The organism is Amycolatopsis sp. MtRt-6, assembly GCF_017308975.1.
Lineage (GTDB): Bacteria > Actinomycetota > Actinomycetes > Mycobacteriales > Pseudonocardiaceae > Amycolatopsis.
In genome coordinates this window covers 16456-42803 of sequence record NZ_JADWPD010000024.1, presented here as the reverse complement: position 1 = coordinate 42803, position 26348 = coordinate 16456, and the positions used below count along the sequence as shown (strand labels likewise).

Sequence of the window (26348 nt, the reverse complement as noted above, 5' to 3'; positions counted from 1 at the left end):
CGTGCACACCGGAATCCTGATCGACGAACTCGGCGTCGGTTTCGACGCCGTCACGGCCCAAGCCCGCGAAGCGGCGAAACTCGGTTACGGCACACTTTGGGTGGCGCAGCGCGGCGGCTGGGACGCCCTCACGGCACTGCCCGCGCTCGCCGCGGCCGCGCCCGGCGTGGGGCTGGGCACGTGCGTCGTGCCGACGTACTCGCGGCACCCGATCACCATGGCGGCGCAGGCCCTGACCGCGCAGGCGTCGACCGGCGTGCCCGTCCACCTGGGTGTCGGGCTGAGCCACAAGTTCATCGTCGAAGGCGAGTTCGGCTACTCCTACGACCGCCCCATCCGCCACCTGCGCGAGTACCTCCAGGCGCTGAACCCGTTGCTGCGCGGGGAGAAAGCGGACGTCCACGGCGAATCGCTGACGGCGGCGGGTGCGGTGAACGCACCCGGCGCGCAGCGGCCGGCGGTGCTGGTCGGCTCGGTGAGCCCGCAGTCGATGCGGCTGGCGGGCGAGCTGGCCGACGGCGTGATCACGACGTGGGCGGGCCCGCGGGCGACCGCCGAGTTCGTGGTGCCGGCGCTGGGGAGCGCGTCCCGCGTGGTGTCCGGCCAGCTGGTCTGCGTGACGTCCGAAGTGGACGCATGCCGGGCGTGGGTGGAGGAGACCTACGGCGGAGCGGCGAGCATTCCGGCGTACCGGGCGATCCTCGACCGCGAGGGCCACGAGCGGGTCTCGGACAGCGTCATCGTCGGCGACGAAGAGACCGTGCTGCGCCAGGTGAAGTCCCTCGAGGACGCGGGGGCGACGGAACTGCTGGTGATGCCGGTCGGTTCGGCGGAGGAGCAGGCCCGCACCCGCGCGCTGCTGGCCGGCTAGCGCGGCGCCGGCAGGTGGGTCGCCTCCGGGAACAGGTTCAGCGCCCGCAGCGCCGCGCCCAGCTCGGCGATGTCCGCCGGGTTCGTCAACGACCTGCCCAGTTCCTCCGTGATCCGCTTCAGCCGGTGGCGGATCGTGTTGGGGTGGCAGAACATCCGCTCCGACGTCAGCTTCGTCGAACCCTGGCAGTCGAACCACGCGCGCAGCGTCAGCAGCAGGACGTTGCGGTCGTCGCCCGGCAGGTCGAGCACCGGCTGGAGGACGTGGTGGGCCAGCTGGACCGACGCCTCCGGCGCGCTCGCCACCAGCCCGGCCAGCGGCGACTCGGTGAACTGGACCAGGCCCGGCGTCCCCGGCGTCATGCTCGACAACGCCACTCGCGCGAGGTGCAGCGCGCGGGCCGTGTTGCCGAGGCCGGTGAACACCGGGCTCATCCCGACCCGGCCCACCGGGTGCTCGCGCACGAGGTCCACGATCGCCGCGGGCGCGGCCGGGTCGCGCAGGGAAACCACGCCGACCTGCAGGTCCGGTGTCAGGCGCCACGCCGACGCGTGCTGCAGTGCGCGCAACCGGGCCTCGATCTGCGGGAGCGGTTCGTGGCCCAGCCGCGGGGTTTCCGCCGCCACCACCACGAACGTGCCGTCGAGGGACAGGTCGAGCACGCGGGCGATGTCCCACAGCGTGCCCTCGGTCGCCGCGCCGCCCGCGAACAGCGCCTCCACCAGCGCCGAGCGCCGGTTCTGGTGCGCCACCATGACTTCCGCCGTCGTGTCGCGATAGGACGTCGTCAGTGCTTCGGCGAGGTCGTCGATCAGGGCCCAGATCGCCGTCGTCGCGGCGACCAGCGCGGCCAGGTCCTGCGCGACGGCGGTCAGCTCCACGAACCGGTGCCACACCTCGGTGAGCCCGATCCGGTAGGCCCGCAGCAGTTCCGGCAGCGGCGCGCCCTGCAGGGCCCGGGCCCGGCCGGTGAGGCGGGCCTGCGACAGGTCCGGGACGTCGGAGCCGCGCAGCGTCCGCATCACGTGCTCGAGGTTGGCGCGCACCGAGTTCCGGAGTTCGGCGTGCGAAACGAACCGCGCGTCGGCGTAGACGGGCATCTCGGCGAGGATCTGCCGCACGGTGCTGTCGACCAGCTCGGGCAGCTTCCGCTCGACCTCGGCGGCCAGCGAGGCGACCCGGGGCGCGCGCCCGTCGGACAGAAGCGCCTGGTAGTGCATGGTGGCCTCCGGTACCCGGCCCTCCTCGTCGAGGCCCGAGACCGACATCTAACCCGAACGAGGCCACCACGTTCGGGTGAACTTGCTACAGGAACCGCGAATGCGGAGGTTCTTTTGTCGAACCTCCGCATCCGCGTCAGGCCAGCTTGGCGGCCGCGCTCTTGATCGCCTCCCGGATCCGGAAGTACGTGCCGCAGCGGCACACGTTCTGGATCGCGTCGATGTCGGCGTCCGTCGGGTTCTTCGTCTTCTTCAGCAGCGCCACCGCCGCCATGATCTGGCCCGGCTGGCAGTAACCGCACTGCGCGACGTCCTGCTCCAGCCAGGCCTCCTGGACCGGGTGCAGCTCGTCGCCGTCGGCCAGCCCCTCGATCGTGGTGACCTCGCGCCCGGCACACTCCGAAACCGGCGTGACGCAGGGGTTGAACGCCTCGCCGTCGAGGTGGCTGGTGCAGGCCTTGCAGACGTTGATGCCGCAACCGTACTTCGGCCCGCGGACCTTGAGCTTGTCGCGCAGCGCCCACAGCATCGGCAGGTCGGCGGGCGCGTCGACGGTGACGGTCTTCCCGTTCACCACGAAGGTGTAGTTCGGCACGGTGGCTCTCCTCAGCGCGGGAACGGGTCGAAGTCGACCGGGAAGGTGATCGGGAAGCTGCGGGGCTTGATCCCGGTCGCCCGGGCGTAGGCGTTGGCGATCGCGCCCACCGGCGCCGGCAGGCCCAGCTCGCCCGCGCCGCCGATGTCGTCGCCGGTGGCCGGCATGACGTGCACGGTGACGTCCGTGGGCGAGTTCTTCTGCCGCGCGTAGTGGAACTGCGAGTAGCTGCCCTCCAGCGGCAGGCCCTTGTCGATGTGCAGGCCCGCGGTGAGCGTCGTCGAGATCGCGTCGGTCAGGCCGCCGAGCATCTGTGCCTGGATCCCGCGCGGGTTCACCGGCTTGCCGACGTCCACCGCGATCGTCGCCTTCGTGACGCGCGGGTGCTTCGGGTCGCGCGCGTCCAGCTCGACCAGGCAGGCGGTGTAGGACTTGTACTCGCCGTGCACGGCGATGCCCTGCGCGAACCCGGCGGGCAGCTTCCTGCCCCACTCGCCGAGCTCGGCGACCTTGTCGAGCACCGCGCGCTGCCGTGGCTCCTTGATGAACTCGCGGCGGAAGGCCACCGGGTCCTTGCCGAGCTTCGCCGCGATCTCGTCGACCATGATCTCCTCGGCGCCGCGGGTGTTCGCCGAGTAGACCGAGCGCCACGCCGAGGTGTGGAACTTCAGCGGCACCTCGTTGAGCAGCTGCGTCGTGACGCCGAAGTTGTACGGCGACTTCACGGTCAGCAGGAACACCGTCTGCGCGAAGCTGAGGTTGCCGCCGACGGGCAGCTTCGCCGCGTACGCGGTGAGGATCTCGCCGAGGCCGTGGCTCCAGTCGGTTTCGACGCTCGCGACGCGGTGCTCGAACGTCAGGACCTGCCCGAGCGCGAAGGTCGCGCGGATCCGGTGGTAGCTCGCCGCGCGCGCCCGGCCGTGGCGCATGTCGTCGATCCGGCTCCACATCAGCCGCACCGGCTTCTTCATCGCCTTCGAAATGCGCGCGGCCTCCAGCGCCGCGTCGAAGAACAGCCGCCGCCCGAACGATCCGCCGCCCTGCTGGACGTGCACGGTGACCTTGTTCTCCGGCAGCCCCAGCTCCTGGGCGATGGTCTGCTTGGCCACGATCGGCGACTTGAGCCCGGCCCAGATGGTCGCGCTGTCCTCGCGGACATCGGCCACCGCGGAGTTCGACTCCATCGGCGCGTGGCTGACGAAGGCGAAGTCGAACTCGCCGTCGACGTACTGGGTCAGCAGCGGTGGCACCACGAACGGCAGCGCGGCGGCCCGCAGCTTCTTCTTGATCGTCTCGTTGTCCTCGCCGTCGACCGTGCCCGGGCCCCACGTGACGTCGAGGGCGTTCTTGCCGTCGAGAGCCTGGCCGAACGTCTCGGCCAGCACCGCGACGCCGGTCGGCACGACGGCGATGTCGATGATCCCCGGCATGGCGCGGACGGCGGCCTCGTTGTTGATCTTCCGCACCGTGCCGTTGATCGTCGGCGGCCGCCGCACCATCACCGGGTTCGCGCCGGGGACGTCGAGGTCGAGTGTGTAGACCTGCTTGCCGGTGACCATCGCGCGGGCGTCCTGGCGCGAGGTCGGCGTCCCGACGAGCGTCTGCGCCGACTCGGCTTTCGGCGCGACGGCCCCGGTGGTCAGGTCCGTCCGCGACGCCGGCCCGGCGAGGCTGCCGTAGGAGGCGCTGCGCCCGTCGGGCGCCCACACCGCACCGTCGCGTGTGGACAGTCGCGACAGATCGGTCCCCCACCGCGCCCCGGCCGCGGCGACCAGCCGGGCCCGCGCGGTGGCGGCGGTGGCGCGGACCGGGTCGTAGAGCGAGCGCATCGTGTTGGACCCGCCGGTGAGCTGGTTGAACAGCAGCTCGGTGCGGGCGTCGGACAGCACGACGTCGACGCGGTCGAGCCGCAGGTCCAGCTCCTCGGCGACGAGCATCGCGGTCGCCGTCGTGATGCCCTGGCCGACCTCGGCGCGCGGCAGCTGCAGGCGCGCCCGGCCGTCGGTGGTCAGTTCGAGCACGAGCATCCCGGCGGTCGGCGCGCACGACAGCGTCAGGACGTCCCCGAGGTCGAGGAGCTCCGCCGGCTGCGGCAGGGTCGGGACGACGGCCTCGGCGCGGGCCGGAGCCACCGCGTCGGCGGTCAGTTTCGTGGCGACGGTGAGCGTGGGCGCGGCGACCAGGTAGGTGAGGAAGCGGCGGCGCCCGACCTGCCCGGGCTCGGGCTGTTCGGTGGTGGGACTGGCCATCGGGAATCCCTTGCTGCGTGGTGGCGGGGTGCGCGCCACGCTAAGGACCCCTGCACCCGGCGTCAACGCGGAGTAGTCGAGTTCGCGCATCTCTGTGACGAGATGACAGCGGAAGCCGCCGAATGTGTGCGCCGCCACAGCGCCGGACGGCGCAGCGCGGGCTGGTTCAGCCGGCCCCGCGGGCGCGCCGGGCCTGGATCAGGTCCTCACGGGCGCGGGCGACCCGGGAGCGGACGGTGCCGACCGGGCAGCCGCAGACGTCGGCCGCCTCGGCGTAGGAGAGCCCGAGGACCTGGGTCAGCACGAGCACCTCGCGCCGGTCCGGCTCCAGCCCGTCGAGCAGCAGGCGCAGCTCGACGAGGTCCTCGAAGCCGGCCGCGGGATCGCGGGTGCGCTCGGCGGCGGCTTCCCAGTCGGTGTCGGCGATCTTGGGCCGCGCGCCGGCGGCGCGAAGCTGGTCGACGACCACCCGCCGGGCGATCGACAGCAGCCAGGTTCGCGACGACGAACGCCCGGCGAAGCGGCGAAGGCTGCCGAAGGCGCGAAGGTAGGTCTCCTGCGTCAGGTCGTCGGCCGCGCCGCCGTCGGTGAGGTGGGCGAGAAAGCGCCAGACGTCGGCCTGGGTGGCGCGGACCCACTCCTCCAGCGCGCGCCGGTCACCGCGGCCGGCGGACAGGGCGAGGGCCGTGACGCGGTCGTCGTCCTCACGGTGGGTCATGGTCCATAAACATACAGCGGCGCGAAGCGCCTCCGTTGAGGGCGGTGGCGGGGAGGAAGGCGGAGTTAGCAGTGACCGGGAACTTTCGGGAGCCGCCGTCCGACTACTGGACCATGAGGTGCGAGGACTGCCGTGAAGCGCTTTCGGCCCGGTTGGACGGTGAGGCCGAGCCGGTGTCGCCCGACGAGCACCTGGCGACCTGCGCGGAGTGCCGGGAGTGGTTCGCCGGTGCCGAACGGCTGCGGCGCACGATGCTGCTGCGCCCGGCCCCGCCGGTGCCGGACCTGACCGCGGCGATCCTCGAGCGCACCCCGGCGCCGTCCGGCGAACACTGGGGCCGGCGGACCGCGCTGGCGGTGGTGGCGATCGCGCAGCTCGGGCTGGCGTTCGCGCAACTGCTCGGCACGGCGGGTGAGCACGGTGTCCACCTCGACCACGAAAGCGGCGCGTGGAACCTGGCGGTGGGCGTCGGCCTGCTGACGGCTGCCCTGCTCCCCCGGACGGCGGGCGGCCAGCTGCCGCTGCTGACGGGCTTCGTCGGCGTGCTGCTGGTGCTGTCGGCCGGCGACCTGGCGGCGGGCCAGGTGACCTTGTCCCGCCTGGCGACGCACCTGCTCGTGGTGCTCGGGCTGGCGTTGCTCTACGCGGTGCACCGGGGGCACCGCGACCACGGCACCCCGCTCCCGGCGGCCACGGCCGACGACGGCGCCGCGACGTCCGGGTCCACTGTGGACGCCCCGGCGCCCGGGCGGCCGCGGCCCCGCCCGTTCCGGCGGCAGGCCCACGGTCGCTCCCGGCCCGCCGCATAGGGCGTTATACGAGCTTCGGGGCCACCCGGTCGGCCGCGCGCAGCACGAAGGCGAGCGGCCGGGTGGCGAGCGCGACGAGCACTCCGGTGAGACGTCCGCGCCGCCGCGCCGCCACGCGCGGCGGGAGCGCCGAGAACAGCGTCGCGAGGCTGGGGAGCGGGCGGGCGTAGACCTTGCACTCGACGATCCGGCCCTGCGCGTCGACGCGGATCACGTTCATGGCTTCGAGTTCCACGCCGCGGACGCGCGCGCGGAACGTGAACGAGCCCGTGTCGCCGCGCACGAGCGGCTCGGTGGTTTCGAGATCCGCCAGGACGGCGAAGATGTCCCGGTGCAGGGCCGCGACTTCGGCCTTGCCCTCGAAGCGGAGCCGCGCCGAGATCGGCGAGTGGAAGACGACATCGGGCGCCAGCAGTTCGGCGACCGCGTCGGCGTCGCCGCGCTCGCCGGCGGTGCGCAGGGCGGTGATCGCCGGGAGAACGGTCATGACGGCTCCTCAAGATCGGCTGCACTTGATATAGTCAAGCGGACTTGAGATTGTCAAGTGGAGGGACCATGAGCCGGAGCTACGGTCAGTACTGCGGACTCGCCCGGGCGCTCGACGTCGTGGGCGACCGGTGGAACCTGCTCGTCGTCCGCCAGCTGCTCATCGGGCCCGCGCGGTACCGGGAGCTGCTCGACGGGCTCCCCGGCGTGGCCACCAACCTGCTGGCCGACCGGCTCCGCGACCTCGAGCACGCCGGCGTGGTCGAGCGACGGCCGGCCGCGGAGGGCAACGGGATCGTGTACGCCCTCACCCCTTGGGGTGCCGCGCTGCGCGAGCCGGTCGAAGGTCTCGTCCGCTGGTCGGCGCCGCTGATGGTGCGCGGCCCCGGCGGCGACCGATTCCGCGGCGAATGGCTCGTCGTCGCCCTCCCGGCCCTGCTCCGCGGCCGGGTGACAGCGCGGCGGCAGGCGACGGTCGGCATCGCGGTCGACGACGGGATGGTCCAGGTGCGGGTGACGCGCTCGGGCGTCGAGGTCGCCCGGCACGACGGCCGGGACTGTGACGCCGTCGTGCGCGCCGATCCCGCGATCGTGCTCGGCCTGGCCGCGGGCGTCCTCGACCTCGACGAGACCGAGGCCGCACTCGACATCGAAGGCGACGAGACGGCCGTGCGAGCCGTCTTCGGCGCCTGAAGGCTTACGCGAACTTCGTCTTCGGGCGGTCCTGCCGCACCCCGTCGACGTACACGTCCACCTTCTCGTCGAGGAACGCCACCAGCCCCGCGGCCCGGATGCTTTCGGGCAGCGGCGTCGGATAGCTCCAGGCGAGGTCCTCGTGCCCGGCCACGTCGAAGTGCTCGGCCGCGCCCTTGTACGGGCAGTGCGTCACCGTGTCGATCCGGGAGAGCAGGTCCATCCGGACGTCCACGCGGGGCAGGTAGTAGCGGGTCGGCAGGCCGGTCTCGAACAGCAGGTGCGGCCGCACCGAGTCGGCGACGGTCACGCCGTCGACCTCGATCCGGACGTGCCGCGAGCTCGGCAGGACGTCGACGCGGACACCCGGGTCGCGCGGGTGCGTGAAGATCTGTTCGTCCTCTTCGAACCACTCGAACGCGGCGAACTCGAAGCGGACGTGGCCGCGGAGCTCTTCGATCGGCGAATCCGGGTACTCCAGCGCGCCGTCCACCGCCTCGGCTCCGGCACCCTTTATCGTCGACAGAACACCTTCCCCGCGGCTCGGCGAGTGCGTGGTCCGGCCGGAGGGGGTGAGAACACCGCTCACGACGTCCGCGCGCGGGATGTAGTACGTGGGGTAGTACGGAACTTCCCACACCAGGAGGGGGTGCACCGTGTCCGCGACGACCTGCCCGCCGAGGAACACCCGTACCCGCTTCGCGCCGCCTGCCACGCGGACCCGGCCGCGTCCCGGAGTGCTCATGCCCGGGTCAACCGGTCCCGGCGCGGGGGTATTCCGGCGGAATCCGGGGCGGGACGGCTAGCGTGGCAGGCAGCACGAGGACGACTGGAGGCGGGCACGGGTGGCCGGCGTAGAAGTTCCCACGGTCGGTACCCCCGCCGGGATGCGCAAGATCAACCAGCGGGCGGTGCTCGACCTGCTGCGCCGCGGCGGGCCGGCGACCCGGCCGCAGGTCGCGAAGGACACCGGGCTGTCGAAGCCGACGGTCAGCCAGGCGCTGCTGGCGCTGGAGGCCGCCGGCCTCGCGCGGCCGACCGGGCAGACGTCCACCGGCACCGGGCGCTCGGCGGTGCTGTACGAGGCCGACCCCACCGCGGGGTACGTGCTGGGCGTCGACATCGGCCGCGAGCACCTGCGGGTCGCGGTGTCGGACCTCGGCCGCGCGGTGGTGGCGCGCCGCGACGAGCGCAACACGGCGCGCTCCGGCGCGGCGCTGGTCACCGCGGTCGGGAAGATCGCGGCCGCGGCGATCGCGGAGGCCGGCCTCGCGGCGGGCGACATCGTTGTCCGCGTGGTCGGCTCCCCCGGCGTCGCCGATCCGGAGAAGCGGTGCTTCCGGCACGCGCCGAACCTGCCGGGCTGGGGCCGCGCGGGCCTGATCGACGACCTCGAAGCGGTGCTGGGCCCGGACCTGATGGTGGAGAACGACGCGAACCTCACCGCGGTCGGCGAGTGGGAGAGCGGCGCCGCGCGCGGCGCGTCGGTGTTCGGCTGCATCACGATCGGCACCGGCGTCGGCATGGGGCTGATGGTCGACGGCCGGGTGTTCCGCGGCGCGACCGGCGCCGCGGGCGAGATCGGCTACCTCCCGTACGGCCGCACGCGCGCGGCCGACGAGCCCGGCACCCCGCCCGCCCGCGGCCACCTCGAGGAGGCGACGGCGGCCCAGTCGGTCGTCCGCGGTGCCCGCGAACTCGGCCTGGGCACGGCGAAATCGGCCCGCGAGGTTTTCCGCCTGGCGCGCGAAGGCGACGAGCTGGCCCGGCAGGCGCTGGCGGCGGAAGCCGACCGCCTGGCGTACACGGTGGCCTCGGTGGCGGCGGTGATCGACCCGGAGCTGATCGTCCTGGGCGGCGGCATGGGAACGGCGGCGGACCTGCTGCTGGAGCCGATCGACCGGGCGCTGCGGGCGTTCACGCCGTTGGTGCCCAAGGTGGTCCAGGGCGAGCTGGGCGAGGACGCGGTGCTGACCGGCGCGATCAGCGTGGGCCTGCGGGCGGCCGAGGGGCTGGTGTTCGACCGCCGGGTGGGCGCCGCCTAAGCCGCCCGCCAGGCCTCGCCGCCGGTCGAGAGGCGCCAGGGTGTCAGGCGCAGCACCGTGATCTTCGGGTCGCGGTGGTCCTCGCCGCCGAGGATCTTCGGGTCGTAGCCCAGCGGTTCCGGCGTCGACGCGAAGAGGTCCCACAGGTTCTTGCGGCTCTCCTCGTCGTCCTCGAACGCCGCGTGGCACTCCGCCACCGCGACCTCGTGCTGCGGGTCCCAGTACGAGCACGACACGTACGGCGACGCCGCCAGGTGCGCCAGCTTCAGCGGTGTCGGCCGGGTGAACAGCCGTCCGGTCAGCCCGTCCGGCGTCCGCTCCCAGATCGGGTGGACGACGCGGGAACGCGGGCGGCCGCGCCGGTCGACGGTCACCAGCGTGCACCAGACGATCCGGTGCGCCACGCGCACGAACGCTTCCGCCAGCTCCGGCGGCACTCTGCTAGATTCCACAACCATGGTTGTGGATCCTACCACTCTCGACCTTTCCCTGACCGCCCTCTTCGCGGGCTGGGCGATGACCGACGAGGTCCAGCGGCGGCTCGCCGAGCAGGGTTTCGGCGACCTGCGCTTCAACGACGGCGTCGTCATCCAGCACATCCTGGCCGCACCGCTGCCCATCACCGCGCTGGCCGAGCGGATGGGCGTGACCCAGCAGGCCGCATCGAAGGCGGTCGCGGACCTCGAACGCCGAGGGCTGGTGCGGCGCGCAGCCGACCCGTCGGACGCGCGGACGAAACTGCTGCACCTGACCGGGCACGCGCTGGCCGCCGTCGAGGCGACCCGGGTGCTGCGGCGGGACCTTCAGGAGGAAATCGAGTCCGACTACGGCGCCGAACGGGTCGAGGACGCGCGGAAACTCCTGGCGGCGGTCATCGGCCGTTATGGCGGTGACGACGCGATCCGCGCCCGGCGGGTCCGGCCGCCGCGCTGATTACCTCCGGCGTAATCGACGTCGTCGCCCGGACAGCCGACCATCAAGCGCATGAGCGAATCCGCCAAGAACCGCATGATCGTCGTCGGCTGCCTGGAGAACCTGTTCGTGCACAAGGACTTCGATGCCGCGAAGGCCGCGCTGCACCCGGACTTCGTCACCCACAGCCCGGGGCTGCCCTCCGGCCGGGAGGCGTTCACCGACGCCGTGAAGAACTCGCCGCTGGCCGGCGCGACCGCGGTGATCCGGCACGTCGTCGCGGAGGATGACCTCGTCGTCGCGCACCTGCACGTCGCCGGCATGGCCGTCGTCGACATCCTGCGCGTCGAGGACGGCCTGCTCGTCGAGCACTGGGACGTCAAGCAGCCCGTCAGCGGGTGATGACGCAGGTCCCCGACGCCGTGGCCAGCAGCTTCCCCTCGGCGTCGCGGATCTCCCCGTCCGCGAAGGCGATCCGCGACCCCTCCTTCACCACCCGGCCCGTCGCGCGGATCTCGCCGCGGCCCGCGTGGATCGCGCGCAGGTAGCTCACCTTCAGCTCCACCGACGCGTAGCCGACGCCGGCCGGGAGCGTCGTGTGGACCGCGCAGCCGACCACCGAATCCAGCATCGTCGCCGCCACGCCGCCGTGGACCATGCCGATCGGGTTGTACAGCGACTCGTCCGGCTCGGCGACCGCCACGACCTCGCCGGGTTCGATGCTTTCCCAGCGCATCCCGAAGTGCGCCGCGATCGGAGCCGGTGGGACGCGGCCGTCGGCGATCGCCCGCATGTACTCCAGGCCGGACATCGTGGCGCCCAGCCGAGCCGTTTCGAGGGGGTCCTGCCACGTGATGGTCTTCGAACGGACCTGGGCTTCGACGTCGGTCATCCGGGCTCCTCGATTATGACAGCTGTCTTAACAACAGCGTCGCCCGCGGGAGGGCGAGCGTCAAGCGCGGCGTGACCCAGGCCACCGGTGGTCGGCCCGCGACCGGGGTGGAATCATCCGGGGGTGCACACCGACCGCAAGCTGATCGACCCGGAACGCGTCGCGGCGGCGGTCGACGGGCTGGGCGACCGCGCCGTCATCGACGAATGGGCCCGCCGCTTCTCCGTGGTCGCCGACCCCTCGCGGCTGGCGCTGCTGGTCTGCATCCACTACGCCCGCGAGATCAGCGTCACCGACCTCGCCGCGGCCACCGGCATGACCGACACCGCGGTGTCGCAGGCCCTGCGGCTGCTGCGGGCCCACGGCCTGGTCACACCGCAACGCACCGGCCGCGTGGTGCGGTACCGGCTGGCGGACGCGACCGTGCACGAACTCATCCATCGAGTGCGTCCCCATCCCGAACAGCCCGCGAACGAAGCCGAGGACCGGTAGCGTGCGGGCATGACGGGATTGCCCGAGACCATCACCGCCTGCTTGTTCGACCTCGACGGAGTGCTGACCGGCACGGCGATCCTCCACCGCGAGGCCTGGAAACGGACGTTCGACGAATTCCTCCGCGCCCGTGACGGCGCCGGGTTCGCCGAGTTCACCGACCTCGACTACGCGGCTTTCGTGGACGGGCGCCCGCGCGCCGACGGCGTGCGGGAGTTCCTGCGGTCACGGGGGATCGTGCTGCCCGAGGGCACCCCGGACGACCCGGTGGACGCCCCCACCGTCAACGGCGTCGGCAACCGCAAGAACGAGCTGGTCCTCAAGATCATCGACGAGCGCGGGGTGAACCCCTACCCCGGTTCGGTGCGCTACCTCGAAGCCGTCAAGGCCGCCGGCCTGCGGATCGCCGTCGTGACGTCGTCGGCCAACGGCGCCAAGGTGCTCGACGGTGCCGAGCTGAGCCAGTACGTCGAGGCCCGCATCGACGGCATCGTGATCCGCGAACAGCACCTCAAGGGCAAGCCCGCGCCGGACTCGTTCCTGGCCGGCGCCGCCGCGCTCGGGGTCGAGCCCGCGCACGCGGCCGTCTTCGAGGACGCCCAGTCCGGCGTCCAGGCCGGCAAGGCCGGCGGCTTCGGGTACGTCGTGGGCGTGAACCGGGCGAACCAGGCCGCCGAACTGAAGGCCCACGGGGCCGACATCGTCGTCGACGACCTCGCCGACCTCCTGGAGGACCGATGACCGAACCGCACGGCTACGAGTGCGCGCCCTGGGCCCTGCGGTGGCGCGGCATGGACGTCGACGCCCTGCAGCGCACCGAATCGGCGTTCGCGGTGTCCAACGGCCACATCGGCCTGCGCGGCACCCTCGAGGAGGCCGAGCCGCGCGGGCTGCCCGGCACGTACCTCAACGGTTTCTACGAACAGCACGAACTCCCCTACGCCGAAGCCGGTTACGGCTACCCCGAAGAGGGCCAGACCGTCGTCAACGTCACCGACGGCAAGATCATCCGGCTGCTCGTCGAGGACGAACCGCTCGACATGCGCTACGGCGCGGCCACCGCGCACGACCGCGTGCTCGACTTCCGCAAGGGCACGCTGAGCCGGACCACGGAGTGGTCGTCGCCGACCGGGCGGCGCGTCCGCGTCCGCACCGAGCGGCTGGTGTCGTTCACCCAGCGCGCGGTCGCCGCGATCCGGTACGAAGTCGAGCCGCTCGACGAGGACCTGCAGCTGGTCGTCCAGTCCGACCTGCTCGCCAACGAGCCGATCGAGTCCGACACGAGCGACCCGCGGGTGGCCGCCGCGCTGGAATCGCCGCTGGTGGGCCAGTTCCACCGCGCGTCGGAGTACAACGCCGTGCTGGTGCACCAGACCCGCCGGTCCGGGCTGCGGATGGCCGCGGCGATGGACCACAAGATCGAGGTGGACGACGGGATCCGCGCCCGCATCCACGCCGAGGAGGACCTCGCGCGGCTGACCGTCGCGGTCGACGTGCCCAAGGGCGGGCGGCTGCGGATCACCAAGTTCCTCGCCTACGGCTGGTCGGCGCAGCGCTCGGTACCCGCGCTGCGCTCGCAGGTCGAGGCCGCGCTGGCCGGCGCCCGCCAGACGGGCTGGAAGGGCCTGCTCACCGAGCAGCGCGAGTTCCTGGACGACTACTGGGCCACCTCGGACATCGAGATCGAGGGCGACCCCGAGCTGCAGCAGGCCGTCCGGTTCGCCCTGTTCCACATCCTGCAGGCCGGGGCCCGCGGCGAGAGCCGCGCGATCGCCGGCAAGGGGCTGACCGGGCCCGGCTACGACGGGCACGCCTTCTGGGACACCGAATCCTTCGTCCTGCCGGTGCTCACCTACACCATCCCGGACGCGGCACGCGACGCGCTGCGCTGGCGGCACTCCACAATGGACAAAGCGCGGGAACGCGCCCACCAGCTGGGGTTGCGCGGCGCGGCGTTTCCGTGGCGGTCGATCAACGGCGCCGAGTGCTCGGCGTACTGGCCGGCCGGCACGGCGGCCTTCCACGTCAGCGCGGACATCGCCGACGCCGTCCTGCGCTACCTCAACGCGACCGGCGACGAGCAGTTCGAACGCGACTACGGCACCGAGCTGCTGCTGGAAACCGCGCGGCTGTGGGCGTCACTCGGCCACCACGACCGGCACGGCGCGTTCCGCATCGACGGCGTCACCGGCCCGGACGAGTACTCGGCGGTGGCGGACAACAACGTCTACACGAACCTGATGGCGCGGCGGAACCTGCTGGCGGCGGCGGAGTCGTGCGAGCGGCACCCCGACGTCGCGGCGCGCTTCGGCGTCGACACCGTCGAGCTGGACTCCTGGCGCGCGGCGGCCGCGGCGATGTTCCTGCCCTACGACGAACAACTCGGCGTGCACCCGCAGTCGGAGGGGTTCCTCGACCACGACGAGTGGGACTACGCGAACACCGACCAGGCGCACTACCCGCTGCTGCTGCACTACCCGTACTTCGACCTGTACCGCAAGCAGGTCGTGAAGCAGGCGGACCTGGTGCTGGCGCTGCACCTGTGCGGCGACTCCTTCAGTCAGGAGGAGAAAGCCCGCAACTTCGCCTACTACGAAGCACGGACCGTGCGCGATTCTTCGCTGTCGGCGGGGACGCAGGCGGTCATCGCGGCCGAGGTGGGCCACCTCGAGCTGGCCTACGACTACCTCGCCGAAGCGGCGCTGACCGACCTGCACGACGTGCACAACAACGTCCGCAACGGCCTGCACATGGCGTCACTGGCCGGGGCGTGGCAGGGCGCGGTGGCCGGGTTCGGCGGGCTGCGCGACCACAGCGGGACGCTGGCGTTCTCACCGCGGCTGCCCGCGCAGCTGGGCCGGATCACCTTCCGGCTGATGTTCCGCGGCACCCGGTTCCAGGTCGAGATCGACCCCGACCAGGTCACCTACCACGTGCTCGACGGCGAGCCGCTCGAAGTCCTGCACCACGGCGAGCGCATCACGCTCACCCCGGAGCCGCAGCGGTTCGCGATCCCGAAGATCGACGCGGGCGAGCCGCCGAAGCAGCCGCCGGGCCGCGCCCCGATGCGGCGCGACTCGGAGAAGGTGCGTCAGTACGCCGAGCCGTCGAACCCGATTACTGAGAGTTATTCTGGTTAGGCCGCCGCCTCCACCGCGGAACCGCAGGTCGCCGCCGAAGTCATGCGGCGGCCGACGGCTGAATAACTCTCACCGAGGCAGGTCGCTAGCGGCGTCGCGGCCGGGTGGGGCCGGGATCTCCTCGGTCCCGCCCGGGCTCACGTCCGGGTCCGGTGCGGTCGGCACGTCGTGGGTCAGCTTGCCGGGGGTCGGGAGCTTCGGGAGCTCTTCGTCTTCGTCGTCACGGCCGTGGAGGCGCTGCTGCTCGCTCATGCTTTCCGGAATACCCGGTTTTCCCGGTCACGGCCAGCGGGTCTGTGACATCCGGGGCTGCGCCCCGGGCCGGGGGCTCCGCCACCCGGAACCCCCGAAAAACCTCAGGCCGCGCGCTTCCCGGCCGCCGCGCGTGCCTTGTCCTGCAGGGTGAGCAGCAGGCCGTCGCGCGTGGACCAGGGGCAGATCGTCACCTTGCCGCCGGCGACGGTCAGCAGCGCTTCCGCGACGATCGCGCCGGCCAGGGCCTGGTGGGCGCGGCTGCGGGAAATGCCGGGCAGCTCGGCGCGCTTCGACGGCGGCAGCGCGGCGAGCCGCGGGATCCACGCGCGGAGGTCGTCGAGCCGCAGTTCCCGGCACTTGCCCGGCCGGGCGCCGGCCAGCCGGGCGAGCTGCTGCAGCACCTTCGAGCAGCCGATGACCCGCGGGTCGTCGACGTCGGCGGCGCCCAGCGTGGTGGTGACGACGTCGAGGGCGTGCGCGCGCAGCGCCTTGACCTGCTTGTTCGACACGCGCTCGGACGGCAGCCAGTCCCGCGTCATCGAGCGGGCACCCAGCGGCAGCGAGCGCGCGAAAGTGGCTTTTTCGCCGGAGCCGGCGGCCAGCTCGACCGTGCCGCCGCCGATGTCGAGCACCAGCATCGGCCCGGGCTCGGCGTCGTACCAGCGGCGGGCGGCGAGGTAGGTCAGCTCGGCCTCGCGGCGGCCGGAGAGGAACCGCAGCTCGACCCCGGTTTCGCCGGCGACGTGCCGGACGACGTCCGCCGCGTTGGCGGCGTCCCGGATCGAGGACGTCGCGAGCGGGTAGACGTCGCTGACGCCGTGGCGGTAGGCGGTGGTCATGCCCGCGGCGACGGCGGCGGTGACGGCGGCGATGCCGCGGTCGGAGAGGCGGCCGTGGACGTCGAGCTCACGGTCCAGGCGCAGCCGCGTCTGGTGGTTGACCAGCGGTTCCCGGGGTGAGCCGGCCACCGGCACCACCACGAGCCGGGCGCTGAACGAACCGACGTCCAGCACGCCCACCGCGGGCTCTTCCCTTTTTCGCACTGCTCGAGGCACCTCACTTCCGCCTGGTGAATATCCCAGTTCGACGGTTCGAAACCAGCAATGATGTCCGAACTCACGCCGTGGTGCCGCGCATTTCCGCGATTGGGGCCCTCCGGGGGCGTGTTCCTGATGCAAAGGTCACAGTGAGATAACCCGATCGAGTGAACCAGGGTACAACTGGACACGATTCGGTAACGCCAGGCAGCGTCCGGCGATTGATCGGACATCGGAACCGGCGTGGAGCAGGGGAAAGAGATGCAACGGCCCGAGCGGTTCGTGCGGCCGGCCGCCGTCATGCTCGCGGTCGTGGCCGGGCTGGGCTGCGTCCTGCTCGGCGTGACGTCGGTGCTCGCGCCGGCCCCGCCGGTCGCCGCGAACAACCAGGCACGGCCCGCCGCCCCGCCGGCCGCGTTGCTGATCCCCGACCTGGGCCTGGAGCTGAACCACGTGGTCGCCCTCGGCGTCACCCCCGGCGGCCGCCGCGAACAGCCGGGCACGACCCGCGGCGTCGGCTGGTTCGCCGACGGCCCGGCCCCGGGCGCCCCGGGCGTGGCGGTGCTGTCGGCGCACTCGGCCTTCGGGTATTCGCCGGGCGCGTTCGCGTTCCTGGGCAGACTCAAGCCGGGAGCGACGATCACGGTCCGCGACGCCAAGGGCCAGGAGATCCGCTTCACGGTCCGCAAGACGGCGGTGTTCCCGGCGGACGAGCCGGACAGCACACTGGTGGCGTCGGAGGGCCCTGGCCCGGAGCTGCGGCTGATCACCAGCGACGGGACGTACGACAGCACGGGCCTCAGCGATACGCGGGTGGCGGTCTACGCGACGCCGGCGTAACGGCTTCGGACCGCCGCGGCCCGAGGTCGCGAATGACTCCGCGACCTCGGGCCTTTTCGACTCGGTCTTCCGTCAGCCGATCAGCTCGCGCAGCTGCGACACCGCCGCCACCCGGGCCTCCCTGCCGGGCAGCAGCGGGTTGACGATCAGCGTCGTCGCGCCGGCCTCGGCGAAGGCCGCCACGCGCTCCTTCACGTAGCCCGCCGGGCCGACCAGCGAAATCGCGCGCAGCAGCTCGAGCGGGACCGCCGCGGCCGCTTCCTCCTTCTTGCCGTCCAGGTACAGGTCCTGGATCAGCTTCGCCTCGGCCTCGTAGCCGTAGCGGCACGCGAGTTCGTTGTAGAAGTTCTTGCCCCGCGCGCCCATCCCGCCGACGTACAGCGCCACCATCGGCCGCATGTGGTCGAGCAGCGGTTCGACGTCGTCGCCGATCGCCAGCGCGGTCATGACGAACGTGTTCAGCTCGCCCAGCGCCGGGTCACGCTTGGCCTTGCCTTCGGCCAGGGACGCGCCCCAGACGTCGGCCGCCTGCTCCGGGTGGAAGAAGATCGGCTGCCAGCCCTCGGCGATCTCGGCCGTCAGCGCGACGTTCTTCGGCCCGATCGAGGCCAGCAGCACCGGGATCCGCTCCCGGACCGGGTGGTTGATCAGCTTGAGCGGCTTGCCGAGGCCGGTGCCCTGCTCCGGCGGCAGCGGGATCGTGTAGTGCTTGCCCTCGTGCACCACGCGCTCGCGGCGCCACACCTGGCGGCAGACCTCGACGATCTCGCGGGTGCGGCCCAGCGGCGCGTCGTACTTCACGCCGTGGAACCCCTCGATGACCTGCGGGCCGGACGCCCCGAGCCCGAGGATGAACCGCCCGTCGGAGACGAAGTCGAGCCCGGCCGCGGTCATCGCGGTCAGCGTCGGCGTGCGGGTGTAGATCTGGAAGATGCCCGACGCCAGCTGGACGCGCTCGGTCTTCGCGGCCAGGTAGCCGAGCTGGCTGACCGCGTCGAACGAGTACGCCTCCGGCACGAAGACGACGTCGAGGCCGGCCTTCTCCAGTTCGACGACGTCGGCCACGCTTTCGGCGAAGCCTCCGGAGTAGCTGATCCCGGTCCCGATCCTCATGGGCGTCCTCCCGTGGTGAGCAAGCGCTTAGTCGCAGGTCATTATGCGCGCTGCGCGGACTCCGGCGATATGGGGACCGCCACTATCCACCCGCGACCACCGTGCCCCGCACGTCACCGAAGCCGATGCGCGTGCCGCCCGGGCCCGGCGCGGTCGCGCTGATCACCACCTCGTCGCCGTCCTCGAGGAACGTCCGCGTCACGCCGCCCGGCAGTTCGAGGGGCTCCCGGCCGCCCCAGGACAGCTCCAGGAACGAGCCGCGCTGGTCGCGCTCCGGGCCGGTCACCGTGCCCGAGGCGAACAGGTCGCCGGTGCGCAGGCTCGCGCCGTTGACCGTCATGTGCGCCAGCTGCTGCGGGGCCGTCCAGTACTGGGTCGCGAACGGCGGGCTCGACACCAGGTGGCCGTTGAGCCGGATCTCCAGTGCCAGGTCGAGCCCCCACTTTTCGGTGGTCCGGAGGTACTCGAACGGCTCCGGGTCCTGCGGCGGGCCGTCGACGCGCGCGTGTTCGAGCGCGGCCAGCGGGACGATCCACGGCGACACCGACGTCGCGAACGACTTGCCGAGGAACGGGCCCAGCGGCTGGTACTCCCAGGCCTGGATGTCGCGCGCCGACCAGTCGTTGACGAGGCAGACGCCGAACACGTGGTCCGCGAAGTCCGCTGTGGACACCCGGCTGCCCACAGTGGACGGTGTGCCGACGACGAAGCCGACCTCCGCCTCGATGTCCAGCCGCTGTGACGGGCCGAACGAGGGGGTGTCGGCGTTGCGTGGCTTGCGCTGCCCATGTGGCCGGACGATCGGCGTGCCGGACGCGACGACGGTGCCGGCCCGGCCGTGGTAGCCGATCGGCAGGTGCTTCCAGTTGGGCGGGAGTTCGTTGGCGTCCGGGCGGAAGATCTTGCCGGCGTTGAGGGCGTGGTGCTCGCTGGAGTAGAAGTCGACGTAGTCGGCGACCTCGACCGCGAGGTGGGTGGTGACCTCGGCCAGCGGAACCAGGTGCGGCCGCAGCCGATCGGCGTAGCGGGCTTCGGTGAACCACCCGGTGACGCTTTCGCGGACTTCGCGCCAGGTAGCGGGCCCCGCGGCCAGCAACGGGTTGAGCACACCGGAGGTGAGCAGCGGCGCGAAGGAAGCGGCGGTCTCGGCGGCCGCGGCGGTCAGGTCGAGCACCTGGTCGCCGACGGGCACGCCGACCCGCCGCTCGGGCGCGCCACCGGCGGAGAAGACGCCGTAGGGCAGGTTCTCGAGGCCGAACGGCGTCTCGTCGGCAAGGTCGAGCCAGGTCACGTTCACTCCTCGTCCCGGGCGGCTCGCGCCGCCACCCAGCCGGCCACCACGTCCGCCAGCACCGGCAGCGGCAGGGTTCCGCTGCCCAGCACCGTGTCGTGGAACTCGCGGATGTCGAACCGCTCGCCCAGCTCGCGCTCGGCCTCGGCGCGCAGCCGCTCGATCTCCAGGCGGCCCACCATGTAGCTGAGCGCCTGCCCCGGGAGACCCGCGTACCGGTCGATCTCCGCCTCGATCTCGATCGGCGCCATCGGCGTGTTCGCGACCAGGAAGCCGACCGCCTGCTGCCGGCTCCAGCCCAGCGCGTGCAGGCCCGTGTCCACCACCAGCCGCGCCGCGCGCATCGAATCCTGCGTCAGCAGGCCGAGCCTCGCCGTGCTGTCCGAGTACAGGCCCATCTCGTCCGCGAGCCGCTCGGCGTAGAGGCCCCAGCCCTCCGCGTACGCGTTGAACATGCAGATCCGGCGCAGCACCGGCACGCCGGTGAGCTGCTGCGCCAGCGTCAGCTGGAAGTGGTGGCCGGGCACGGCTTCGTGGAAGGCGACGGACTCGCTCAGTGTGCGCTGCCGCTGGTCGGCGTCGCGCGTGTTGGCGTAGTACGTGCCCGGCCGCGAACCGTCGAGCGACGGCTCGATGTAGTAGGCGATCGACCCGCTCTCGGCCTCCGCGTCGGGCACCGGCGCCACCCGGCACCGCTGCTCCGGCAGCCGCGAGAACCACCGGGGCGCCACGGCTTCCGCCCGCTCGATCGTCGCGCGGGCGGCCGCCAGCAGCTCGTCGCCGTCGCGCCAGCGCAGAGCCGGGTCCGTGCGGATCCGCTCGAAGATCTCCGCGAGCTCGGTCGTGCCGAACAGCTCCGCGCCCAGCTCGCGGTACTCCCCCGCCAGCCGCTCGATGATCGCCAGCCCGGTGTCGTGCAGCTCCTGCGGCGTGCGTTCGGTCGTCGTCTCGGCCCGTATCAGGGCCGCGTACCGCGCCGGCCCGTCCGGCAGGTCGCCGATGCCCGGCGACGTCTCGGGGCGCGCCACCGGGACGACCTCGTCGGCCAGGAAATCCCGGTACCGCCGGTAAGCCGGCCACACCACTTCGGCCAGCAGCCGGTCACGCTCGGCTTCCAGGCCCCGGACGGGCACCTTCAGCGGGTCGTTCTCCGGGGCGGCGAGGTACCGCTCGACGTAGCCGACGCCGATGCGCGCCAGGAACTCCGGCGGCGTCAGGCCGGCGGCGAGCGCGGCCCGCTGCCGCTCGATCACCTGGTCGAGGTACGTGCCGATCGCGGCCAGCCTGCTCAGGTAGCCGCGCGCCTTGACGTCGTCGTCGAGAATCGTCTGCGGCAGCTCCGTGAGCAGTTTGAGGGCCGGCGCGTCCAGCCCGTCGCTCACCGCGATGTCGGCCCGGCCGGAGTCGAGCACGTCGATCAGCGTGCGGGCCTGCCAGATCACGACGTCCCGCGTGACGCGGTCGTGCGGCGTCAGCGTCGCCGCCTCGATCGCCTCCGCCCGCGCGATGATCCCGGCGAGGCCGGCGCGGTGGTGGGCGGCGGCTTCGGCGGTCTGGTCGGCGAGCTTGTCGTGCGTGCCCGGCAGCCCGTACAGCGACGGGTACAGCGGCTCCGCCTCGAACATCAGCTCCAGGCACTCGTCGGCGAGCTTCCCGGGCGTGTCGCGGCGCCGCGCCACCCACTCGGCGACGACGCCGGCCAGCACCGGCAGCGGCAGGGTCCCGCTGCCCAGCACGACGTCGTGGAACTCGCGGATGTCGAACCGCTCGCCCAGGGCCTGCTCGGCCTCGGCGCGCAGCCGCTGGATCTCCAGCCGCCCCACCATGTAGCCCAGCGCCTGGCCCGGGTCGGCGGCGTACCGGTCGATCTCCGCCTCGATCTCCAGGCGCGCCATCGGCGTGTGCTCGGCGAGGTAGTCGACGGCCTGCTGCCGGCTCCACCCGAGCGCGTGCAGGCCCGTGTCGACGACCAGCCGGGCCGCCCGCATCGAGTCCTGGGTGAGCATCCCCAGCCGCGACACGTCGTCGGAGTACAGGCCCATCTCGTCGGCGAGCCGCTCGGCGTAGAGCCCCCAGCCCTCGCCGTAGGCGTTGACGTGGAGGATCCGGCGCAGCAGCGGCAGCCCGGTGAGGCTCTGGGCGAGGCACAGCTGGAAGTGGTGGCCCGGCACGGCTTCGTGGAACGCGATCGCCTCACTGGTGAACCGCGGCCGCTTGTCCGCTTCGTACGTGTTCGCGTAGTAGACGCCCGGCCGTGTGCCGTCGAGCGACGGCCGCAGGTAGTACGCGATCGTGCCGCTGGTGGCCTCGGCCGCCGGCACCGGCGCGACCTGGCACTTCTGCTCCGGAACGTGCGAGAACCACTGCCCGGCGACGGCTTCCGCGCGGGTGATGGCGGCCCGGGCGCCGGCCAGCAACTCCTCGCCGTCGTTCCAGCGCAGCGCCGGGTCGGTCCGGATCCGGTCGAAGATCTCCCCGAGATCCGTGGTGCCGAACAGCTTTCCGCCCAGCTCGTGGTACTCCCCGGCGAGCTGCTCGATCAGCGCCAGCCCGGTTTCGTGCAGGTCCTGCGCCGTGCGCTCGGTGGTCGTCTCGACGCGGATGAGCGCGGCGTACCGCTCCGGCCCGCCCGGCAGGGCACCGATACCCGGCGACGTCTCGGGCCGGGCCACCGGCGCGAGCTCGTCGGCCAGGAACGCGCGGTAGCGCGCGTACGCGGGCCGGACGACCTCGGCGAGCAGGCGGTCGCGCTCGGCCTCGAAGCCCTCGAGCGCATACGGCGGTGTCACCCGCAGCGGGTCGCTCTCCGGCGCGGCCAGGTAGCGGTCGACGTAGCCGATGCCGATGCGCACCAGGAAGCCCGGCGGCACCAGGCCTTCGCCCGCCGCCGCGCGCTGCCGCTCGATCAGCGCGTCGAGGTAATCCCCCAGGCCGGCGAGCCGGCTCAGGTAGCCGCGGACCTTCGGCTCGTCGTCCAGCACCGTCTGCGGCAGGGAGAGCAGCAGCTGCAGCGCGGGTGCGCCGAGCCCGTCGCTGACCGAGATCTCGGCGCGGCCGGAGTCGATCTCGTCGATGGCCGCGTTCGCCTGGGACAGCACGACTTCCCGGGTGACGCGCTCTTCGGCGGGCAACCCGGTGGTGTCGAGGGCTTCGGCGCGCCTGGCGATCGCCGCGTACCCGGCGCGGAGCCGGGCTTGGGCTTCGGCGCTCGGATCGGGCAGCTTGCCGTGGTCGCCGGGCAGGCCGAACACCGACGGGTACAGCGGCTGCCGCTCGAAGTCCAGCGCGACCAGCTCGTCGGCCAGCCGGCCGGGCGTGTCACGCTGCCCGGCCACCCAGTCCTCGACCACCTTCGCCAGCGCGGAGAGCGGCAGCATGCCGTGCCCCAGCACGACTTCGTGGAACCCGCGGATGTCGAACGCCGCGCCGAGCGCCTGCTCGGCCTCGGCGCGCAGCCGCTGGATCTCCAGCCGCCCCACCATGTACCCGAGTGCCTGCGCCGGCCAGCCGATGTACCGGTCGATCTCCGCTTCGATCTCCAGCCGCGCCATCGGCGTGTGGTCGACCAGGAAGTCGATCGCCTGCTGCCGGCTCCAGCCCAGCGCGTGCAGCCCGGTGTCGACGACCAGCCGGCCCGCCCGCATCGAGTCCTGGGTGAGCATCCCCAGCCGCGACACGTCGTCGGAGTACAGGCCCATCTCGTCCGCGAGCCGCTCGGCGTAGAGGCCCCAGCCTTCGGCGTAGGCGTTGAACATGCCGATCCGCCGCAGCAGCGGCAGGTCACGCAGTTCCTGGGCCAGGCTGAGCTGGAAGTGGTGCCCCGGCACGGCTTCGTGGAACGCGATCGCCTCGCTGGTGAACCGCGGCCGCTTGGCCGCTTCGTACGTGTTCGCGTAGTACGTGCCCGGTCGCGTGCCGTCGAGCGACGGCTGGAGGTAGTAGGCGATCGTGCCGCTGGCGGCGTCGGCCTCCGGCACCGGCGCGACCTCGCACTTCTCCGCCGGGATGCGCGAGAACCACTGCGGCGCGACGGCTTCGGCGCGGGCGATGGCGTCCCGGGCCGCGGACAGCAGCTCCTCGCCGTCGCGCCAGCGCAGCGCCGGATCGGTGCGCAGGCGCTCGAAGATCTCCGGGAGCTCGGTGGTGCCGAACACCTTCGCGCCCAGCTCGCGGTACTCCGCCCCGAGCTTTTCGATCAGCGCCAGCCCGGTTTCGTGCAGCTCCCGCGCGGTGCGCTCGGTGGTCGTCTCCGCGCGGATCAGGGCGGCGTACCGCTCGGCCCCGCCCGGCACGTGGGAGATGCCCGGGGCGGTTTCGGGCCGCCCGGCCGGCTCGACCTCCGTGCGGAGGAAGTCGCGGTACCGCGCGTACGCCGGGTGGACCACCTCGGCGAGCAGCCGGTCGCGCTCGGCCTCGAAGCCTTCGACGGCCGCGGTCGTGCCCACCTTCAGCGGGTCGCCGTCCGGCGCGCCGAGGTAGCGGTCGAGGTACTCGATGCCGACGCGGGCGAGGTAGGCCGGCGGCACCAGCCCCTCGGCCAGGCTTTCGCGCTGCCGCTCGGTCAGATCCGCGAGGAACGGCTCGATCGCGGCGAGCCGGGCCAGGTAGCCGCGTGCCTTCTTTTCGTCGTCCAGCTTGTAGTACGGCAGGTACATCAACAGGCCGAGCGCGGGCGCGGTGAGCCCGTCGCTGACCGCGATGTCGGCGGTCCGCGCGCCGAGCCGGTCGGCTTCGACCTCGGCGGCGGCGATCACGACCTCGCGCGTGACGGCTTCTTCCGGCGTCAGGCCTTCGGTGGCCAGTGCCCGCGCGCGGCCGGCGATGGCCGTGTACGCCGCGCGGAACCGCTCCTGCGCCGCCCGCGTCTGGTCACCGAGCCGGTCGTGGTCACCCGGCAGGCCGAGGACCGACGCGTTCAGCGGCTCCTGCTCGAACGACAGCTCGACGAGCTCGCTCGCCAGGCCGTCGACGGTGTCGCCGTGCCCGGCCACCCACTCGTCGACGACGGTGGCGAGCACCGACAGCGGCAACTGACCGCCGGCCAGCACGAGGTCGTGGAACGCGCGGACGTCGAACCGCGAGCCGAGCCGCTGCTCGGCGCGGGCCCGGGCGCGCTGGATCTCCCGCCGCCCCACCATGTACCCGAGCGCCTGGCCCGGCCAGGCGATGTAGCGGTCGACCTCGGACTCGATCTCCGCGCGCGCCTCGGGCGTGTGCTCGAGCAGGTAGTCGACGGCCTGCTGCCGGCTCCACCCCAGTGCGTGCAGCCCGGTGTCGACGACCAGCCGGCCCGCCCGCAGCGAGTCGCCGGCCAGCATGCCGAGCCGGGCGATGTCGTCGGAGTAGAGCCCCATCTCCTCGGCGAGGCGCTCGCCGTAGAGCCCCCAGCCCTCGACGTAGGCGTTGAACATGCCGACGCGGCGCAGCAGCGGCAGCTCGGTGAGCCCCTGCGCGATGCTGAGCTGGAAGTGGTGCCCCGGCACGGCTTCGTGGAACGCGGTCGTCTCGGCCATGTGCCGCAGCCGCTCGGTGGCTTCGTGGGTGTTCGCGAAGTAGATCCCCGGCCGGGAGCCGTCGACGGCCGGGCGCAGGTAGTAGGCCGCGGGCGCGCCGGGGGCGACCTCCGCGGGCACCGCCTCGACGGTGCACTGCTGCTCCGGGATCCGGCCGAACCACTTCGGGGCTTCCGCGGCCGCCCGGGCGACCGCCGTGCGGGCGGTCTCGAGCAGCTCGTCGGCACTGCGCCAGCGCAGCGACGGGTCGGTGCGCAGGCGCCGGAAGATCTCGGCGAGGTCGTCGGTGCCGAACACCTGCTGCCCCAGCTCGCGGTACTCGACGGCGAGCGAGGCGATGGTGTCGAGGCCGATCCGGTGCAGTTCTTCCGGGGTCAGGTCGGTGGTCGTGTGCGTCCGCGCCAGGCGGGCGTAGGTCTCCGCGCCGCCCGGCAGCCACGGGAGGCCGGGCCGGTCCGCGGGCCGTCCGTGCGGCTTGACCTCGGTGACCAGGAACTCGCGGTACTCGGCGAAGGCCGGCCGGACGACGTCGGCGAGCAGCTCCTCCCGCCGCCGCTCGAACTCCTCGTCCGGGGCGGGCTGGCGGCGCAGGGGGTCGGCGTCCGGGTCGGCGAGGTAGCGGTCGAGGTGCGCGACCGCGGCGTCGACCAGGTGGGCCACCGGGAGCAGGCCGGCGGCAATGCCCTCGGCGTGCCGCCGCGCGGCCTGGCGCAGGTGGCCGGGGATCGCGGCCAGCCGGCCGAGCTGGGCCTCGGCGGCCTCGCCCGCCGTCACGGTCGTCATCGGCAACGCCATGAGCAGGCCGGCCGCGGGCCCGATGGACAGGTCGGTGACCGTGAACTCGGTCATCCGGCTGTCGATCGCCGTGATCCGGTTTTCCGCCGTGGTGATCAGGACCTCGCGGGTGACGCGGTCCTCCGCCGAGAGGTCTTCGACGGCCAGCGCGCCGGCGCGTTCGACGAACGCCGCGAGCCGGGCCCGGAACGCCTGCCCGGCCTCGGCGGACAGGTCCGGCAGACCGGGCTCCGCCGGGCGGATGCCCAGGAGCGCGGGCATCAGCGGATCGGCGGCGAACAGCGCTTCGACGAACTCGTCGGCGAGTTCGGTGACCGCGGTCATGGCAGGACCCCCAGCTTCGACTGTTGTGCTCCCGGCCGACCCTAACGGAGATCACCGA

Annotated in this window: 23 protein-coding genes; 10 read left to right on the top strand and 13 right to left on the bottom strand. The window is 72.7% G+C overall.

The genetic code is table 11. The annotated features are described in order from the left end of the window. Position 1 precedes the first annotated feature (1 nt). Entirely contained in the window at positions 2-871 is an 870-nt protein-coding gene (locus I4Q55_RS33215; RefSeq protein ID WP_206793552.1) for a TIGR03564 family F420-dependent LLM class oxidoreductase, read from the top strand. On the opposite strand, the gene I4Q55_RS33210 is transcribed toward I4Q55_RS33215, so the two are convergent. The 4 genes from I4Q55_RS33210 to sigC all read right to left on the bottom strand — a co-directional run bounded on the left by I4Q55_RS33210 (position 868) and on the right by sigC (position 5653). Further along, positions 868-2091 carry a CdaR family transcriptional regulator gene (locus tag I4Q55_RS33210; protein WP_206793821.1) on the bottom strand — a complete coding sequence of 408 codons (1224 nt, stop codon included), beginning with the start codon at positions 2089-2091 and terminating at the stop codon, positions 868-870. The genes I4Q55_RS33215 and I4Q55_RS33210 overlap by 4 nt on opposite strands. Before the next feature lie 136 nt (positions 2092-2227). After that, positions 2228-2686, bottom strand: a complete 459-nt coding sequence (locus tag I4Q55_RS33205) for a (2Fe-2S)-binding protein (protein ID WP_013224858.1) — start codon at positions 2684-2686, stop codon at positions 2228-2230. Between the two features lie 11 nt (positions 2687-2697). Next, a complete protein-coding gene (locus tag I4Q55_RS33200) occupies positions 2698-4935 on the bottom strand; it encodes a xanthine dehydrogenase family protein molybdopterin-binding subunit (RefSeq protein WP_206793550.1) in 2238 nt (745 codons plus the stop codon). Between the two features lie 166 nt (positions 4936-5101). Next, on the bottom strand, positions 5102-5653 hold the full coding sequence (sigC, locus tag I4Q55_RS33195; RefSeq protein ID WP_206793548.1) for an RNA polymerase sigma factor SigC: 552 nt from the start codon (positions 5651-5653) through the stop codon (positions 5102-5104). 71 nt (positions 5654-5724) lie between these two features. Here sigC and I4Q55_RS33190 point away from each other — a divergent pair, with 71 nt between their 5' ends. Beyond that, on the top strand, positions 5725-6462 hold the full coding sequence (locus I4Q55_RS33190; RefSeq protein WP_307793376.1) for a zf-HC2 domain-containing protein: 738 nt from the start codon (positions 5725-5727) through the stop codon (positions 6460-6462). Positions 6463-6466: 4 nt separating this feature from the next. Here I4Q55_RS33190 and I4Q55_RS33185 read toward each other — a convergent pair whose 3' ends face one another. Continuing rightward, positions 6467-6949, bottom strand: a complete 483-nt coding sequence (locus I4Q55_RS33185) for a nuclear transport factor 2 family protein (protein ID WP_206793546.1) — start codon at positions 6947-6949, stop codon at positions 6467-6469. A gap of 68 nt (positions 6950-7017) precedes the next feature. Between I4Q55_RS33185 and I4Q55_RS33180 the strand changes: the two genes are divergently transcribed. Next, positions 7018-7641 carry a helix-turn-helix domain-containing protein gene (locus I4Q55_RS33180; RefSeq protein WP_206793544.1) on the top strand — a complete coding sequence of 208 codons (624 nt, stop codon included), beginning with the start codon at positions 7018-7020 and terminating at the stop codon, positions 7639-7641. A 4-nt stretch (positions 7642-7645) separates the two neighbouring features. Here I4Q55_RS33180 and I4Q55_RS33175 read toward each other — a convergent pair whose 3' ends face one another. Continuing rightward, positions 7646-8386, bottom strand: coding sequence for a DUF427 domain-containing protein (locus I4Q55_RS33175; RefSeq protein WP_206793542.1), 741 nt, complete (start codon positions 8384-8386; stop codon positions 7646-7648). 100 nt (positions 8387-8486) lie between these two features. Between I4Q55_RS33175 and I4Q55_RS33170 the strand changes: the two genes are divergently transcribed. Continuing rightward, positions 8487-9686 carry an ROK family protein gene (locus I4Q55_RS33170; protein WP_206793539.1) on the top strand — a complete coding sequence of 400 codons (1200 nt, stop codon included), beginning with the start codon at positions 8487-8489 and terminating at the stop codon, positions 9684-9686. Here the strand turns inward: I4Q55_RS33170 and I4Q55_RS33165 are convergent. Continuing rightward, positions 9683-10144 (bottom strand): pyridoxamine 5'-phosphate oxidase family protein, encoded by a 462-nt coding sequence (locus I4Q55_RS33165; protein WP_206793536.1) that lies wholly within the window; start codon positions 10142-10144, stop codon positions 9683-9685. The two genes, I4Q55_RS33170 and I4Q55_RS33165, sit on opposite strands and share 4 nt — an antisense overlap. On the opposite strand from I4Q55_RS33165, the gene I4Q55_RS33160 reads away from it, so the two are divergent. Both I4Q55_RS33160 and I4Q55_RS33155 read left to right on the top strand, forming a co-directional pair. Then, a complete protein-coding gene (locus I4Q55_RS33160) occupies positions 10143-10619 on the top strand; it encodes a MarR family winged helix-turn-helix transcriptional regulator (protein ID WP_206793534.1) in 477 nt (158 codons plus the stop codon). The two genes, I4Q55_RS33165 and I4Q55_RS33160, sit on opposite strands and share 2 nt — an antisense overlap. A 51-nt stretch (positions 10620-10670) precedes the next feature. Further along, positions 10671-11000 carry a nuclear transport factor 2 family protein gene (locus tag I4Q55_RS33155; RefSeq protein WP_206793532.1) on the top strand — a complete coding sequence of 110 codons (330 nt, stop codon included), beginning with the start codon at positions 10671-10673 and terminating at the stop codon, positions 10998-11000. Here I4Q55_RS33155 and I4Q55_RS33150 read toward each other — a convergent pair. Beyond that, the gene (locus tag I4Q55_RS33150; RefSeq protein WP_206793530.1) at positions 10990-11490 is read right to left on the bottom strand and encodes a PaaI family thioesterase; all 501 of its coding nucleotides are present in this window, start codon (positions 11488-11490) and stop codon (positions 10990-10992) included. The two genes, I4Q55_RS33155 and I4Q55_RS33150, sit on opposite strands and share 11 nt — an antisense overlap. Positions 11491-11613: 123 nt before the next feature. On the opposite strand from I4Q55_RS33150, the gene I4Q55_RS33145 reads away from it, so the two are divergent. Genes I4Q55_RS33145 through I4Q55_RS33135 form a run of 3 tightly spaced genes read left to right on the top strand, consistent with a single transcriptional unit; the run spans position 11614 to position 15122 of the window. Next, positions 11614-11982, top strand: a complete 369-nt coding sequence (locus I4Q55_RS33145; protein ID WP_206793528.1) for a helix-turn-helix transcriptional regulator — start codon at positions 11614-11616, stop codon at positions 11980-11982. A gap of 9 nt (positions 11983-11991) precedes the next feature. Next, positions 11992-12723: an HAD family phosphatase gene (locus I4Q55_RS33140; protein WP_206793526.1), complete on the top strand. Its 732-nt coding sequence runs from the start codon at positions 11992-11994 to the stop codon at positions 12721-12723. Next, positions 12720-15122: a glycoside hydrolase family 65 protein gene (locus tag I4Q55_RS33135; RefSeq protein WP_206793524.1), complete on the top strand. Its 2403-nt coding sequence runs from the start codon at positions 12720-12722 to the stop codon at positions 15120-15122. The genes I4Q55_RS33140 and I4Q55_RS33135 overlap by 4 nt, the downstream gene beginning before the upstream one ends. A gap of 69 nt (positions 15123-15191) precedes the next feature. On the opposite strand, the gene I4Q55_RS33130 is transcribed toward I4Q55_RS33135, so the two are convergent. Further along, a complete protein-coding gene (locus I4Q55_RS33130; RefSeq protein ID WP_206793522.1) occupies positions 15192-15374 on the bottom strand; it encodes a hypothetical protein in 183 nt (60 codons plus the stop codon). 104 nt (positions 15375-15478) lie between these two features. Next, a complete protein-coding gene (locus I4Q55_RS33125; protein WP_206793520.1) occupies positions 15479-16420 on the bottom strand; it encodes a Ppx/GppA phosphatase family protein in 942 nt (313 codons plus the stop codon). 237 nt (positions 16421-16657) lie between these two features. Between I4Q55_RS33125 and I4Q55_RS33120 the strand changes: the two genes are divergently transcribed. Further along, a complete protein-coding gene (locus I4Q55_RS33120) occupies positions 16658-17254 on the top strand; it encodes a class F sortase (protein ID WP_307793374.1) in 597 nt (198 codons plus the stop codon). A gap of 72 nt (positions 17255-17326) precedes the next feature. Here I4Q55_RS33120 and I4Q55_RS33115 read toward each other — a convergent pair whose 3' ends face one another. From I4Q55_RS33115 to I4Q55_RS33105, 3 genes are all read right to left on the bottom strand, one after another. Next, positions 17327-18367: an LLM class F420-dependent oxidoreductase gene (locus I4Q55_RS33115; RefSeq protein ID WP_206793518.1), complete on the bottom strand. Its 1041-nt coding sequence runs from the start codon at positions 18365-18367 to the stop codon at positions 17327-17329. A gap of 82 nt (positions 18368-18449) precedes the next feature. Further along, entirely contained in the window at positions 18450-19664 is a 1215-nt protein-coding gene (gene fahA / locus I4Q55_RS33110) for a fumarylacetoacetase (RefSeq protein ID WP_206793516.1), read from the bottom strand. Continuing rightward, a complete protein-coding gene (locus tag I4Q55_RS33105) occupies positions 19661-26290 on the bottom strand; it encodes a DUF885 family protein (protein ID WP_206793514.1) in 6630 nt (2209 codons plus the stop codon). The genes fahA and I4Q55_RS33105 overlap by 4 nt, the downstream gene beginning before the upstream one ends. Positions 26291-26348: the final 58 nt, after the last annotated feature.